Annotated in this window: 11 protein-coding genes and 2 pseudogenes; 4 read left to right on the top strand and 9 right to left on the bottom strand. The window is 65.8% G+C overall.

Annotated features, from left to right (window positions below; all coding sequences use genetic code 11):
• The 4 genes and pseudogenes from G5C60_RS28285 to G5C60_RS28300 form a co-directional block, all read left to right on the top strand.
• Window positions 1–789: pseudogene (locus G5C60_RS28285) on the top strand (hypothetical protein); the annotation flags it as partial.
• Window positions 790–914: 125 nt separating this feature from the next.
• Complete coding sequence (locus G5C60_RS28290) at window positions 915–1,226, top strand: hypothetical protein (protein WP_165263762.1); 312 nt, start codon at window positions 915–917, stop codon at window positions 1,224–1,226.
• Between the two features lie 126 nt (window positions 1,227–1,352).
• Entirely contained in the window at window positions 1,353–1,988 is a 636-nt protein-coding gene (locus tag G5C60_RS28295; RefSeq protein ID WP_241267133.1) for an ATP-dependent nuclease, read from the top strand.
• A gap of 256 nt (window positions 1,989–2,244) precedes the next feature.
• Window positions 2,245–2,694 (top strand): annotated as a pseudogene (locus tag G5C60_RS28300) (IS701 family transposase); the annotation flags it as partial.
• On the opposite strand, the gene G5C60_RS28305 reads toward G5C60_RS28300, so the two are convergent.
• The 9 genes from G5C60_RS28305 to fabD form a co-directional block, all read right to left on the bottom strand.
• The gene (locus tag G5C60_RS28305) at window positions 2,657–6,577 is read right to left on the bottom strand and encodes an SDR family NAD(P)-dependent oxidoreductase (RefSeq protein WP_165263763.1); all 3,921 of its coding nucleotides are present in this window, start codon (window positions 6,575–6,577) and stop codon (window positions 2,657–2,659) included. The pseudogene G5C60_RS28300 and the gene G5C60_RS28305 overlap by 38 nt on opposite strands.
• A 65-nt stretch (window positions 6,578–6,642) precedes the next feature.
• Window positions 6,643–7,548: an SDR family NAD(P)-dependent oxidoreductase gene (locus G5C60_RS28310; RefSeq protein ID WP_338145955.1), complete on the bottom strand. Its 906-nt coding sequence runs from the start codon at window positions 7,546–7,548 to the stop codon at window positions 6,643–6,645.
• Window positions 7,541–8,506, bottom strand: coding sequence for an acyltransferase domain-containing protein (locus G5C60_RS28315; protein WP_165263764.1), 966 nt, complete (start codon window positions 8,504–8,506; stop codon window positions 7,541–7,543). The genes G5C60_RS28310 and G5C60_RS28315 overlap by 8 nt, the downstream gene beginning before the upstream one ends.
• A gap of 50 nt (window positions 8,507–8,556) precedes the next feature.
• On the bottom strand, window positions 8,557–9,804 hold the full coding sequence (locus G5C60_RS28320) for a beta-ketoacyl synthase N-terminal-like domain-containing protein (RefSeq protein ID WP_165263765.1): 1,248 nt from the start codon (window positions 9,802–9,804) through the stop codon (window positions 8,557–8,559).
• Window positions 9,785–10,030 (bottom strand): acyl carrier protein, encoded by a 246-nt coding sequence (locus G5C60_RS28325; protein WP_165263766.1) that lies wholly within the window; start codon window positions 10,028–10,030, stop codon window positions 9,785–9,787. Before G5C60_RS28325 ends, G5C60_RS28320 begins: the two co-directional genes overlap by 20 nt.
• 4 nt (window positions 10,031–10,034) lie before the next feature.
• Window positions 10,035–10,787, bottom strand: coding sequence for a polyketide synthase (locus G5C60_RS28330; RefSeq protein WP_165263767.1), 753 nt, complete (start codon window positions 10,785–10,787; stop codon window positions 10,035–10,037).
• Between the two features lie 2 nt (window positions 10,788–10,789).
• Window positions 10,790–11,575 (bottom strand): enoyl-CoA hydratase/isomerase, encoded by a 786-nt coding sequence (locus G5C60_RS28335; RefSeq protein ID WP_165263768.1) that lies wholly within the window; start codon window positions 11,573–11,575, stop codon window positions 10,790–10,792.
• Entirely contained in the window at window positions 11,563–12,822 is a 1,260-nt protein-coding gene (locus G5C60_RS28340) for a hydroxymethylglutaryl-CoA synthase family protein (RefSeq protein WP_165263769.1), read from the bottom strand. Before G5C60_RS28340 ends, G5C60_RS28335 begins: the two co-directional genes overlap by 13 nt.
• Before the next feature lie 40 nt (window positions 12,823–12,862).
• Complete coding sequence (gene fabD, locus G5C60_RS28345; protein WP_165263770.1) at window positions 12,863–13,948, bottom strand: ACP S-malonyltransferase; 1,086 nt, start codon at window positions 13,946–13,948, stop codon at window positions 12,863–12,865.
• Window positions 13,949–14,018 lie beyond the last annotated feature (70 nt).

Below are 14,018 nucleotides of genomic sequence, written 5' to 3' on the forward strand. Positions count from 1 at the left end.
CCCCCTCCCCCGGCCGCCGAGCTCACCCCCGAGCAGTACGCCGCCGAACAGGCCGCCGCCCAGGGCGAAGACCGCCCCGCTGCGGGCAAGCCGCAGGTTCAGCCCGCTCCGTCGGCCGTTCCCGCCGAGACATCGGCGCAGGGCCGAACCGAGACAGTGCCCGAAGTGGCACAGACTTCCGCCCAGCCGACCCTTGGGGTCGCGCCGAGCGGTCCGGTGCAGGAGTCGGTCGCCAGTCAGCCGGCTCGCGCGGCCGTCGTCGCCCCCAAGGCGGAGACGGGGGCCGCTGAGGAGCCGGTGGAGCGGCAGCTGCAGCCGGTGGTCCCGGCTGCTGAGCCTGCAGATCCGGCGGTCCAGTCCACGCAGCCGGCCGAATCTGTTTCGCAGCATGGGCCGTCCCAGGTCCCGTCCGCGGTTTCTGATGTACCCCCGGCCGCCGAGGTGGCAATTCGCCCGGCAGCTCCGCCAGCCGCAGGCGGTACAGCGTTCCCGGTCAGGACCGATGTTCCAGGGGCTCACCACGAACAGGACGCGCGATCGCAGGCAGCGCCCAGCGAGGGGACACCGTGGGCTCACGGTCCCGGCCGTCCCAAGGACATTCCCGAGACGGCCGTCGTTCTCAACCAGCGGATCATCGCGCGCGAGAGTCTCGACTCGTCGGTTCCCGCCGCGCTGAAGCTGAAGAAGCGGATCAAGCGCTTCGCACTGGACAACGAGCTCGACCACCTGCCCATCGGCGACATCGTCTCGGTCGCGCTAGACGAGTGGCTCACCGCCCGCCGCTTCTGAACCCGGCCGAAACGCTCGGGGCGGCTGCCCCCACATCGGGGTCCGACCGCCCCTTCCCACCGACTATTCCAATAGCCCGTCAGGCGGCTAGCTATCCGCCTAGCCGACCAACCGGAGCAGCTCGCGTGCCTGATCACTCCCTCTACGCCCACCGGCTGCGGGAAATCGCCGACACGCTCGACGCTGAGCCCCAGCGAACCGACGACGCTCTTACGCCACACCTGGACACTCTGGAGGTCATCAGCAACCGGCACACCAAACGCGGACAACTCAACTACGCCGTTCCCGAGGCCCTGGAGCTCCAGCGCCGGATCCGCCGTTTTCACGCCGACACCTCCCTACCGCACGGGGACATCGTGGCTATGGCTCTGGACACCTGGCTCCGCGCCAAGGGCTACCCGCCCAACTTCACCCAGTCCCGAGCGGAAGCACCATGACCGAGCAGCCGGACCAACTGCCCGCTCAAGAACCTCACTTCGGAGTTCCAGCGACAGCCCGGTTATAGAAACAGCTGCTCCTCCGGAGGCCCCAGGCTCGTCGAGAAACCTCGCATCGTGTCTCTCATGGAGGTCAGTTTTCACCAGGCGTACGAGCGTGCTGCTCAGAAGCCGGCACTCCAGGTGTTGTTCATCGAAGAGCCGGAGGCCCACCTGCATCCCCAGATACAGGAGGTCTTAATCAAGAACATTCAGGACTTCATCAAGCGCAGGGCCCCGTGGAAGGTGCAGGTGGTCATCATCACGCACTCTTCGCACATCGTCGCGAGCGGCGGGTTTCACACGGTGCGGTACTTCGACCGCTCCGAGCCGGACGGCAAGGTCAAGGACCTCTCCACCTTCCAGGCGAAGGTCAAGGCCACTCCTCAAGGTGACGAGACGCTGCGGTTCCTACGCCAGTACATGGTCCTGCACCGTTGCGACATGTTCTTCGCCGACAAGGTGATCCTTATCGAGGGCACGGCTGAACGACTGCTGCTGCCGGAGATGGTCCGTCGGTGCGCCGAAGGTCTCCTTCTCCAGTACGTATCGGTCATCGAGGTCGGTGACGCCTACGCGGTCCGGTTCCGTGAACTGCTCGATTTCCTCAACGTGAAGACCTTGGTCGTCACCGACATCGACTCCATCAGCCCCACAGATCAGAAGGCCTGCCCGCCGAGCACCGCGCAGGCGGTCACCTCGAACTTCACACTGAAGAACTGACTTCCGGGTCAATCCAGCACCGTGAAGCTTCTCGACGTCGGCACGGACGAGAAGGAGTACGGTCACGTGCCGGTGGCCTACCAGGTCCCGGAAAAGCAGGCAGGCGTCTGTGCACGCAGCTTCGAGGACGCCTTCATCATCGCCAACGCAGCAGTCCTCGCCCGAGACCTCAGGCGTCTGGAGATGAACAGGTCAGGGTCAGGCCCCGGCGCGCTGCCAAGACGCTCGTCGAGGGGCGGTCCGCTGATCAGTTGTCCGCACCATCGGCGAACTCGCCTACGACCGGGGCCATTCCACCACGGCAGTCCCGTTGCATACCCTTTTCAGGACGGTCGGCTTCAGGTGGCGGGTAGAGGAGGCCTTCCAGGCCACGAAAGGCCTGGCCGGACTCGATGAACACCAGGTCCGCCGCTACCCATCCTGGAGCCGCTGGGTCACCCTCGCCATGTTCGCCCACGCCTTCCTTGCCGCAGTGCCCGCAGACGAGCACACACGTCGCGCTGAGCCGGACGACCTGGCCCCGCTGAGCTGCAACGAGAGCCAGCAACTGTTCCTCGCCATCACCGTCCGGCCACGGAACGACCTCGCCCACCGGCTCGGCTGCACCGACCGGCGACGCCGCCACCAAGCACGATCAGAGACCAGCCATCACCGCCGACAGCCACAGCTCAAACATGAAGATCACGATCTGCTGCTCGAGTACTGAATGCGGCGTGAAGCAGGCGATTGAGCTTTTGATCGAGACTGCGCGTGAGGGAAGGGTAGGCGTGCTTTCCCAGGTGCCTGTGTTCGAATACCCTGCGGAAGTCCCGGCCGAAGACCGGAGCAGCAGCCTGGAACACGTCCATCTCTCTCTCACCCAGAGTCTGCAGGACGGGAACATCGATCGGCCGGGTCTTCTCGAAAACCCCGGCCCGCTCGTGGGCGGGTGACCGCCACGCGGACATCGCGATGAAGAACCGTACGTCGCCCAGCCCCACATCGATCCCCAGAGCCTGACGGTGGAGGGCCGCAGAGACTGTCGCAGCGCCTTCACCGAATCCGGCGACACCGGTGAACGGTCCATGCGCCTCCGCGACCGATCGGAGGTACCGGAGGACCGAGTCCAAAGCCGTCCCGGGATCAGCGTCATCCATGTCGGCAGGAGTTCCGTGGTAGCGGTTCCACAACTCCGGAAAACCCGCCTTCCACTCCCGGTAGGTTCCCGTGACGTCGTAGAGCCCCTCCTCGGCCAGGGAGTCCAGGCCCCGGATCTCGAGTTGCTCCGCACTGGCGAACGCCGGCATCGTGTAAGGCGCGTCGGGAATGACGTACTCGAGGTCTTCGCGCCTGGTCCAACCGGCCTTCTTCAGCATGGCTCGGGCGAGGCGCCCGTCGGTTCCCCGGCCCGGCAGGAACAGCACCCTGTGGCGACGCGGCGCATAGATGCTCACCGAGCCGAAGTCGTCGTGCCTGACACGTCGCTCCACGGGAGACGTGGGATCCCGCCGGTGCAGCAGCGACATGGTGGGGAGCATCATGCTCCAAAGCCCCTCCCCCTCGGTCGCCGTCTCGCCCATCAGCGCGGAGTACGCCTGCCACTCGGCTTCCCGCTCCCTCTGAAAGCCGTCGAACGGGCAGAGCTCCGCGGTGCGCGAGGCGACGTTCCTCTTCGCGCGCTCGATGAAATCCCACAATTCGACGAGCAGCCGCTCGGAGGACGACCTGCTCGAATCCTCGACAGCGATTCTGGCGAACAGCGTTTGCAGTTCCGCGGGGTTGTCACGGAAGTGCACATACACTTCGGCGAATGCCTGCAGGAAGAACACGTAGCTGGAGCAGAGCAGGGATTTCGCTTTGCGGGGGATCTGTGCACCGTCGTTGTAGGCGAACAGGTTGGGGTCCCCGTCGATCCAGAGCCCTTCCACCTCGCGGTCCTCACCGAAGATCCTCGACAGGATGGTCCGGTCCGTGGTCGATCCCAGGCATTTGACCAGCACATCGGCCTTCACCTCCTGCCCGCTCTCGGTGACGACCGAGCGGGCCGACAGATGATCGATCTCGCTCTCCACGACGGTCACCTTGCCGAGCGCCTGTGCCAGGAAATAGACGTCCGAGGCAGCCGGGACCGTCGACTGGTCCAGGACGAAACTTCCGTCCGCGTCCCGGGAGAGCGAAGGAAGGGACTCCATGTCCACGCCGCAGAGCTCGTAGAACGGCCGCATGATGTCGACGACGTCGTTGAGCGGTGTCGCTCCCTCGCTCGAATTGATCACCCAGTTGCAGAGGGTGGACACGACCAGGTTGCGTCGCCGACAGACGATCGTCACATGGCGCGCACCGTTCTCAAGGGCCGTTCGCATGTTCTCCAGGGCGAAAGCGCCGTGTCCGACGATCACGACCGACGCGCCGGTGAACTTCTCCGGCGGTGTGTCGTCGGCGACCCCCAGCCCGATATGCCCCGTGAAGACGTGCTCATCACGAAAACGCTGCCGCGCGGGCCGGTGGAGCCCGCCCGTGAGGGCCGCCACACCGGAAACGCGGACGGACTTGGTGACGCCTCCCTGCAGGTACACGGCCTCGTATTCCTGCTCCCGCACCTTCCTGACGGAGACCACTTCGCAGTTGAAGCGAATCGGCTCCTTCAGCTCGGACGACACGGCGTTCGCCTGCTGCAGGACCTCGTCCCTGTCCGGGAACACCGATCGCCATCGATGGTCGTCGGGCACCGTGGGCAACGCACTGTCGAAACTGTATGCGGGGGAATCGATCTGAACTCGGGACTCCTTGTTGGCCAATGTGCTCCACACACCGCCGGCCCGGTCCCGCTTCTCCATCACTATCGCCGCGACGCCCATTTTCTCGAGTCGTCGAGCGAAGCCGATACCGCCCAGGCCCGCCCCTATGACCAGAACCGGCAGACGCGGCGGGGCGGGCTCCCGCGTAGCGCCAGGAGTACGGTGCGCGGGCTTCTGCTGCACAGGCGTCTGCCGCACGGGTTCCCGCCGAGCCGGGACACGCTCGCTCGACCGTTTCCGCATCTGTTCGAAAACGTATCCCACCAGGGAGCGAACATCTGCCGACTCAACGGCGTATTCCGTCGGCAGCACGACTTCCAGGTCGGACGCGATCCTGTTGCGCAGCAGCACGCTGCCCAACGAGTCCAGACCGGATTCCGACAGCGTGGCGTTGTCCTCGACCTGTCGTCCCACGGCCTCCCGGGCCGCCGTGCGAACGACCTGCTCCACGCTGCCCTGCAGCGGTGGCGACACCGGCGCATCGACCGCCTGCCGGGGGGTGAAGCGTGAAACGAAACGGTTCCTCAGCGACAGCGTGCCCCAATCCACCGGGGAGACGCAGACCGCGCCCCGCTCGTTCCCGGCGAGCAGCCGGTTCAGCGCCGTCACCCCGAGATCGTTGCCGATCGCTCCGAACCCCGCGCTCCTCGCACGTTCGACCGCTCCATGACGCACCGCGATGCCGGCATCGGACCACGCGCCCCACTGGATCGAGAGAACGGACTCACCCGACAGCGACCACGACTCGGCCAACGCGTCCAGCGTGGCGTTCGCCGCGGCATAGCTCGCCTGACCGACGGCCCCGAAGATCGAGGCGGCCGAGGAGAACAACACCAGGAAGTCCGGTGGAGCGAACACGCTCCGAAGATTCTTCGCGCCCTCGACCTTGGCCCCGTAGGCCTGCCTCAGCTTCTGCTCCGACTGGTTCGCCAGCACCCCGTCGGCCAGGACACCTGCGGCGTGGATCACTCCCGCCACCGCCGGCATACCGGCCGTCGTCATGGCGTCCCGCGCCTGGCGAACACTCCGCGGGTCGCTCACATCACACGTCACAGACTCGACCCGCGCCGATCGACGCAGCTCCGCGACCTCGGGCGGCACAGGAGATCCCACGCGCGCCGACCGGGACAGCAGCACCACATGCCGCGCCCCCCGGTCCACCAGGAACTCGGCCGCCACCAGACCCAGAGCACCCGAACCCCCGCTCACCACATACGTCGCATCCGGACGGGCGGTGAAGCCATCGTCGCCGACGGTGTGCCGCCGCAGGCGCGGCACCTGGAGAACGCCGGACCCGGTGAACCGGTAGTCCTCCTCCAGACGGTCGCTCCGACTCAGGGTCAACGCTCGTGAAAGCTGCTCCCTCGATGCCTCGATGCAGTGAACCGACAGGTCGGACCGCTCCCACCGGGCGGTCCGGCCGAGCCCCCATAACCCGGCGTCGTCGACCGCACCCGGCGCCGGCAGGAACACGACCCTGCGCGGCGGCGACAGCACGCCCTCCGAACAGGCCTGCAGAACGCGCAGCCCCGCTGCCACATCAGCCTCTCGTCCGTCGCTCAGAACCACGACGCAGCCCCAGGCCCGCTCGAGGAGCACATCGCCGAGCGAATCCGAGGCGCGGACCACGCGGTTGACCCACCCGCCCGGCAGATCGACGTCGACGTCCGAAGCGGACAGCAGCAGATGGGGACCCGGCAGCGAAACCCCTGAGGCCCCCTCGGCCTCGACCCATGCCGTCGAGTAGAAACAGCCCATGATCCCGGACGGGGGCACGGCTGCCGTGGAAACACTCGTGGACACACTGATCATATCGGCACTCCCTGTTCGTACGGTTGGCAGAGGTCTTTGGATCCGGTGTACGGCAGGCTCCGATGTCAGCGGCCGGAAGTCTCACTCCTCCCGAGGTCCCGGAATTTCTTCGTCGCAATATTCAGGCAGAGCGACGGCGACAGTCTGAAGAGCCACCAGAACAGCTTCCAGACCGCGGGAACCACGATGATTCCCTTGTTCCGGGCGACCGCGTCGAGCGACTTCTTGACGAATTCCTCCGGTGAGATCGGCTTCTGCTCCTCCCACATGTCCCGTGTCATCTCACGGGTCACTCCCGCGACGCTGCGGCCGTACACGCCGCCCTCGATGAGGGGGGTCCGGATGACGCCCGGGCACAGCACGCTCACACGCACTCCGAGCTGGGCCGCCTCGATACGCAGATTGTGCGAGAGGCCGACCACGGCGTGCTTGGTGGTGACGTACGAGGTCGTCCCCGCACTCGGGACCAGACCCGCCAGGGAGGCGGTGTTCACGATGTGGCCGAAGCCCTGGTCGATCATGAGGTTGTACGCGGCCTGAACGCCGTTGACGACACCGACGACGTTGACGTCGATCATGCGGCGCCAGTCCTCGATGCGATAGTGCCGGGCGCCCGCACCCATGCCGTGGGTGATGCCGGCGTTGTTGAACAGGTAGTCCAGACGTCCGGTCCGCGCGGCGGTGTCCTTGACGAGCTGTTCGAACTTCGCATGGTCGGTGACGTCGAGCCAGGCGGCGGTCGCCTTCCCGCCGGCCTCCCGAAGAGCGGCGGCCACCTCCTCGGCCTGCTCGATCTGGAGGTCGGCCAGCACGACCTCACAGCCTCGGGCCACAAGCTCCTCGGCCAGCGCACGGCCGATTCCCGACGCGGCGCCCGTGATGATCGCCGTGGCGTCCCGATAGATTCTGATCTCGCTCGATGTCGACATGACCGGATGTCCTTCCTGGATCCCGTACTCGTCCTCAGCCACGTATGGAAGCTGTTTGCTCCTGAAACTCGCGGAGCGATTTCAGGTCCTGTCCGAAACGATTGATGGTGTGCGCCTGCACAGAGCCGCTGCCCGGCGGCAGGATGTATTTCACGAACGTTGCGAGTGTCGCGCTGGGCCCGAGGTCGATGAAGGTCGCGTCGCCGGCGGCGGACAGCTTCTCGATGGTCTGCGCGAAATCCACCGGACTTCTCATGGCGGCCCAGATGCCGTCGGCCGTCACGTCGGCGACCCGGTCCGTCGAGGCGGACGAGACGATCGGGATCTTCGGCGGAGCGAAGGTCACGGTGCCGAGGATGCCGCGCACCTGTTCCTCGACCGGGTCGATGAGTTCGGTGTGCACGCCGTGGTTGACCGGGAGCCGCTGGCAGACGATTCCCTCCTGCCCCAGGGAGCGTTCGAGCCGATCCACCGCCTCGACCCGACCGCTGACCACGAAGTTGCCGTCGAAGTTGCGTCCGGTGACCCAGCAGTCGGCGAACAACCCGACATGGCTGCGCAGGAGTTCTTCCGTACCGAGGACCGCTAGCATCCCGGACAGCGGTGTCCGGTCCGCCAGCGCCCGGGCGAATTCCACGGCGAAGGAGATCCCGAGCTCCAGCGAAAGCACCTCCGCGACCACGGCCGCGGTGATCTCGCCCAGGCTGTAGCCCACCAGGACGTCAGGCCGGTATCCCATCTCCTGCACGACCCGCGTGAGGCTGTACTCCACGCACAGCAGCGCCGCGTTGGAGTCCGCCAGCGAGTCGAACGGATCGCTCTTCGTGCGGTCCTGGTCGAATATCGTGTCCACCACCGACCTGCCGAGAACGGGGAAGGCGATGTCGTCGCAGTGCTCCAGCCAGAGCCGGTAGCGCGGGTGCTGTTCGTAGAGTTCGCGGGTCATGTGGAAGTACTGGGAGCCCTGCCCCGAGTACATGAACACGGTCGGTCTCGTCATCGCCGCTCCTTTCGCGAGGCCTCGGTCGTGGGACAGGGGTGCCGTCGCCATCAGCACTTCTCAAGGCAGATCGCCGCGCTGACTCCGCCGAAGCCCATGCTGAGACTCACAGCCGTCCGGACTGCGCAGTCCTCCGCCTTCTCGCGCACCCATGGGAACGCCTCGTCCAGCGGATCGACCAGGTTGCGGGTGGGATGCAGCTTCCGCTCCCTCATCTGCAGGAGCGTGGCCACGATCTCCACCGCCCCCGCAGCGGTGAGCCCGTGCCCGGTGATCGACTTGGTCGCGTTGATACGGGCGTGGTTGAGCCCGCAGCGCGCGAGCGCCTGCAGTTCGACCGCGTCCCCGGTGGGCGATCCGGTGCCGTGCGGGTTGACGTAGTCGATGGCTGACGGGGACAGGCCGGCTTCCCGTAGCGCCGCCTGGATGACGGCCACCTCTCCCTCCACCGAGGGGTGGGGATTGCGGGTGCCGTCCAGCGCCCTGCCGCCGCCGCGGAAGCGCGCGTACGGCGCCGGATGCGGGCGCCCGTCCGCCCGCTCGACGACCACCGCGGCGCAGGCCTCGCCGAAGATGAAGCCGTCATGGTTCCGGTCGAAGGGGCGGCAGGCCGCGGCGGGGGCGTCGGCCCAGCGGGCGGAGCCCATGGCACCCATGGCCTGGAACGCGAGGCATTCCCAGTACGACAGGTCCATGAGCGCGCCCAGGGCGATGCAGACGTCGACCTCGCCGGACTGCACCGCCCGCACGGCCTGGAGCACCGCGAGCAGACCGCTGGCCGAAGCGCCGCCGAGCGTATGGGCGAACCCCCGGATCGGGAACTGCTCGGTGCAGAACCCGCACAGGTCCGAGTCCATGAAGCCCATGCCGTACGTCGGGCGCAGGAACTCGGGGCGGTCCGCGTAGCGGGCGTGCAGCAGGGTCAACTCGCGCTGCTGCACGTTGGATCCGCCGACCACAAGCCCGATGCGGGAAGGATCGGCCTCGTCGAGCCCGGCCTCGTGCCATGCCTCGTGCAGCGTGGTCAGGGCCGCCTTGGCCGAGAGCGACGCCGTGCGCACGGTGCGCGCGGCGATGCTCCCGGGCAAGCTCAGCTCCCCCATCTCAGCGCCCAGGAAGGGTGCCGTTCCGTCGGCCGAGGAGCCCGGAGGCCGTCGGCCCGGACGCTCCAGGTACCCAAAGGCATGGCGGCCGTCGAGAAGCGCTGCGACGAAGTCGTCCTTGCCCTGGCCCACCGCGGTGGTGACGCCCAGGCCCGTGACGACGACGTCGCGGCCGTCAGAGTGCGGACTTGCCATGGATGAGACCCGCCAGCTCGCCTATGTTCTTCGCATCCGCCAGTTCGACCAAGGGAATGCTCGCCGACAGTGACTCCAGGGTCATGACGATGATCTCTGCCCGGTCGATGGAGTTGGCTCCCAGGTCGCGCAGCGAGTTGGAGGGTTCGAAACGGTGGTCTTCCAGTTCGGGGATCACTTCGCGGGTGTGCTCCACGATCAGATCGAGTACGTGGCGGTCGGACATGTGGTCAGCCTCCTGTGTAGTGGGACGTGATGAGGGCCCGGACCTCGGGCTGGTGGAAGGTCTTCTCGTGCATGGCCACCTCGCGCTCGATGTAGCGCGGGAGTTCGGCGCGGAGTTCGGACACGAGATGACTCTTGAGCGTGACCAGGGAGATCCTGGGTTTCTCGGCAAGGCTCTCGGCCAGTTCGATAGCGTGCTGCAGAACTTCGGCGCGTGGCAGGACCGGGAAGGGGACTCCCCGGTCCTTCAGCTCGTGGCCGTAATAGGTGTTCGCCGAGAGCAGCATCTCCCCGCCCAGGCTGAAGCCGAGCTTCTTGGGCAGGACCAGGGTCGCGCCCATGCCGGGAGTGAACCCGTACTTCATGAAGTTCGTGGTGTAGATGCTCTCCTGACTGAGAATCACGAAGTCGGCGAACATCCCCATGGCGAAGCCGCCGCCGATGCCGTGGCCCTGCATCGCGGCGATGACGGGTACGGGGCAGTTCAGCGCCAGACCGTAGATGTCGGCGTCGGTGAAGCTGATGCGCCGCTCCTGGATCAGCAGCAGGCTCTCCTTGGTACCGCCGCTGGCGAAGTAGTTGCCGTAGCCGGTGAGCACGACCGCCTTGCACCGGTCGTTCTCCCCGACCCTCGCGAAGGCATCCTGCAGGCCGGTGATGAGCTGATCGGAGAAGGTGTTCTTGTGCACCTGGTCCTGCATCGTGATCTGGACGATGGAGGGGGTGATCTCCCGATATTCCACGGGCGGGCTCTGCATTCCTACTCTCCTTCCCAGGGGAACTGCCCTGTTTTCACGTAGCGTTCGATCTTGAGCAGGTTCTCCTTGTCGGAGAACACCTCCTGGTTGGCCGCGACGGCCTTGTCCCGGGAGGGGAGCAGAATGTCATCGAGATTGCGCAGGTATTTCTTGTAGCGGGTCACTCCCGTCTTGGGCAGATAGCGCAGCCGCAGGAGGTGCCGGCGCAGCAGGTTTTCGCTGTTGTCCGCGCTGGCGTCGACGAGTTGCCAGTTCACGGCCTGTTCGGCGGTGAACGGCTGGGTCGTCAGCGTGATGAAGTTGGACTTGGCCAGGCCGACCTTCCTGGACAGGAAGGGCAGGACACAGGCCGGCATCAGTCCGAAGAGCAACTCGGACAGGCTGAACGTCACGGTGTCCGCGCACAGCACGATGTCGCATGCGGCCACGAACCCCACTCCCCCGGCGTTGACCTTGCCGCGCACATGCGCCACGGAGACGAACGACCCGAAAGCCAGCGAGAGCCACAGGTCGTACAGGTCGGTCGCGGGCGATCCCTCAGGCGGGCCGTCCCCGTCCCCCGCCGCGATCTCCCCGAAGTCGGCGCCCCAGCAGAACACGTCGGGCAGGCCCTCAAGGACGAGGATCTTGGCATGCTCCTCGGCGAAGCGCACCACGTCGGCGCACTCCTCGACCAGGCGGGAGTTGATGGTGTTGCCCGCCTCCGGCCGGTGCAGCTGCAGGAAGCAGATCTCCTTCTCGAAGCGGACCTTGACGGTCTCGTATCCCGACGGGCTCAGGACACCCACTGGTACTCCCGGTGGAACTCGTCGATCTGCTTCAGGAACAGGAGTTCCTGGCCGAGCCCGGTCCGGGCCTGCGGGACGATATCGGTGTTCAGCAGGGCGTTACGGGTACCGAACTTCACCGCGTGATTGGCCTGCAGCAGCGAGTCGTACTCCGGCATCGTCAGCTCGTACCGGCTGCTGAGGTGCTTCTCCATGCCGAGATCGCGTGTGCGGTCCTGGCTCTCCTGGCGGGACACGCCGCTGAAGAACTCGGAGCAACAGCCGGAGCCGTACGAGAAGACGCCTATGCGCTGGGGGCTGGAGAGGTCCGCGTTGTCGATGGTGCTGGCCAGCGACAGCATCGTGGTCGCCCCCATGACGTTGCCGACGCGCTGGCAGTACGTCAGGCCGGGGTGCATGCGCCGCTGGAAGTCCTCCTCGATGGCCGCCGGGCGCGCCTTGGCGACCTTGCGCATCAGATTGCGGTGCGCGCCCTTGATCATTCCGCCGAAGGGCGTGTGGAAGGCGAGGTAGCCGAAGGTCGAGACGAAGTCCACGTCGCCGACCCGCCGTTGGTACTCGCGGAAGGAGTTCTCGCAGCAGTCCAGGTAGGACAGCAGGGACAGGTCCGCGTTGCCCGCTTCGCTGTCGGGCAGGGGACGGCAGGTGTCCATCACCTCGTAGCCGTAGTAGCCGCTCGCGCCGACATCGATCTGAAAGACGTGCGGGGTGTCGCTGACGATCATCGCCACGGCGCCGGCGCCGCCACTCGGCTCGGCGAAGGACCAGTCCTCGGAGAGCGCGTCGCCGCTCTCCGCGACCATGAAGCGCGTGATGTCGGTGGCGATGACCAGCGCCTTCGCGCCCGGTGAGGTGCCCGCCAGGATGAAGTTCGCCGCTGTCTGCAGCGCCGCGACACCCGAGTAGCACGCGTTCTTGATCTCGAAGAGGCGGCAGTTCCGGTTCAACCCGAGCAGGTCGTGGAAGTACGTGCTCATGGACTTGCCGAAGTCGAAGGCCGACTCGGTCGCGGTGATGACCAGCTCGATGGAATCCCGCTCCTCGGGCGACATGGCGTCGATGAGGGGTTTGGCAGCGTTGACACCGAACGTCACCGGATCCTCATAGGGCAGCGCGACGGACTTTTCCTTCATGAGGAGGTTGTCGAACCTCGCGGTGTCGAGCCCTCGATGGATCGCCAGCTTCTCCACGTCGAGGTAGCAGGTACCGGCGAAGATGTTCATCGCTTCGATTCCAACAGTCGTCATCAGTTCTCCCACTGGGGCTTGCTGGTCGGTTCGGTCCGGTTCACGCTGCGACCGGCTCCAGTTCCTGGAGGTCGAAATATCCTCGGTAACCGTGCATGTAGACGGCGGCTCGGTGACCGAAGAGAACAGTTGCCGCCGTGGCGGTCTCAAGGTCCCCGTAATTGCCGGAGGTGGACCGGAAACAAGCGCCGATCGCATACCGCTCATTCCACTTCCGGACCATTTCCACGGCGCTCTCGGTCGATTTGTGCGCGGTGCGCAGCGGCGCCTTCTTCTCACTCACGAGTTCTCGGCGAATCTTTTTCTCAATTTTAGTCAGAACAGTGCCGTGGCCGATCTCATCGAATTCCATTCCGGGCTGTTCGAGGAGGTGCTCCACCGTGTCGGACCATCGCACGGCATTGACCATCTGTTTCGTCAGGGCCTCCCTGACGAGGTGGTCCTCGTAAGCCCTCCCGGTCACATTGGAAATCACGGGTATGCGCGGCTTCGAGAAGGATATTCCTGCCAGGAATGCGTCGAACTCCTCTCGGGCCGACTCCATGTACCGGGAGTGGAAGGCCCCGCTCGTCTTCAGCGGTACGAAGAGGTGGTTTCCGGTCTGGAAAAGGGGCTTCGCCGTCTCGATGTCCTCGGCACGTCCTGAAATCACGATCTGTGACGGAGTGTTGAAATTCGCCAGATCGACGGAGTCGAGCCCGTTCTCCGTGAGGATGGTCCGGATCTCCGCCTCCGAGGCGTTCAGTACGGCTGCCATTCCACCGCCCGAAGCCCGGCCCATCAGCTCTCCGCGCTTCTGCACGAGGCGCAGGCCGGTCTCGAAGTCGAAGACCTCGGCCGCCAGCAGCGCGTTGTACTCGCCAAGACTGTGACCTGCGACGAAGTCCGGGACCACGCCGGTCTCGCGAAGCTTTTGGTAGTAGGACAAGGCGTTGACGACATACATCGCGGGCTGGGTGTACTGCGTCTGGTCGAGCAGTCCGTCCGGATCCTCCAGGCAGAGGTTCTTGATGGAGTAGCCCAGGATCGAGTCGGCCGTGCGAGTGAGATCCTTGAATTCGTCAAAAAGGGAAGAACCCATTCCCTTCTGCTGCGCCCCCTGCCCGGGGAATACGTAGGTCCGCATGGGAAATCCTTTCTCGTCATCTTCCACATCTGGTGTTGCGACGCCCGCGATCAGATGCCGCCTTTACCCT

It is taken from the genome of Streptomyces scabichelini, from assembly GCF_011045015.1.
GTDB lineage: Bacteria > Actinomycetota > Actinomycetes > Streptomycetales > Streptomycetaceae > Streptomyces > Streptomyces scabichelini.

Bases quoted from the DNA above. Each gene is read 5' to 3' on its own strand.
- G5C60_RS28295 (WP_241267133.1), top strand. From the start codon at position 1,353: ATGGAGGTCAGTTTTCACCAGGCGTACGAGCGTGCTGCTCAGAAGCCG.
- G5C60_RS28305 (WP_165263763.1), bottom strand. From the start codon at position 6,577: ATGATCAGTGTGTCCACGAGTGTTTCCACGGCAGCCGTGCCCCCGTCC.
- G5C60_RS28315 (WP_165263764.1), bottom strand. From the start codon at position 8,506: ATGACGAGACCGACCGTGTTCATGTACTCGGGGCAGGGCTCCCAGTAC.
- G5C60_RS28320 (WP_165263765.1), bottom strand. From the start codon at position 9,804: ATGGCAAGTCCGCACTCTGACGGCCGCGACGTCGTCGTCACGGGCCTG.
- G5C60_RS28325 (WP_165263766.1), bottom strand. From the start codon at position 10,030: ATGTCCGACCGCCACGTACTCGATCTGATCGTGGAGCACACCCGCGAA.
- G5C60_RS28330 (WP_165263767.1), bottom strand. From the start codon at position 10,787: ATGCAGAGCCCGCCCGTGGAATATCGGGAGATCACCCCCTCCATCGTC.
- G5C60_RS28340 (WP_165263769.1), bottom strand. From the start codon at position 12,822: ATGACGACTGTTGGAATCGAAGCGATGAACATCTTCGCCGGTACCTGC.
- fabD (WP_165263770.1), bottom strand. From the start codon at position 13,948: ATGCGGACCTACGTATTCCCCGGGCAGGGGGCGCAGCAGAAGGGAATG.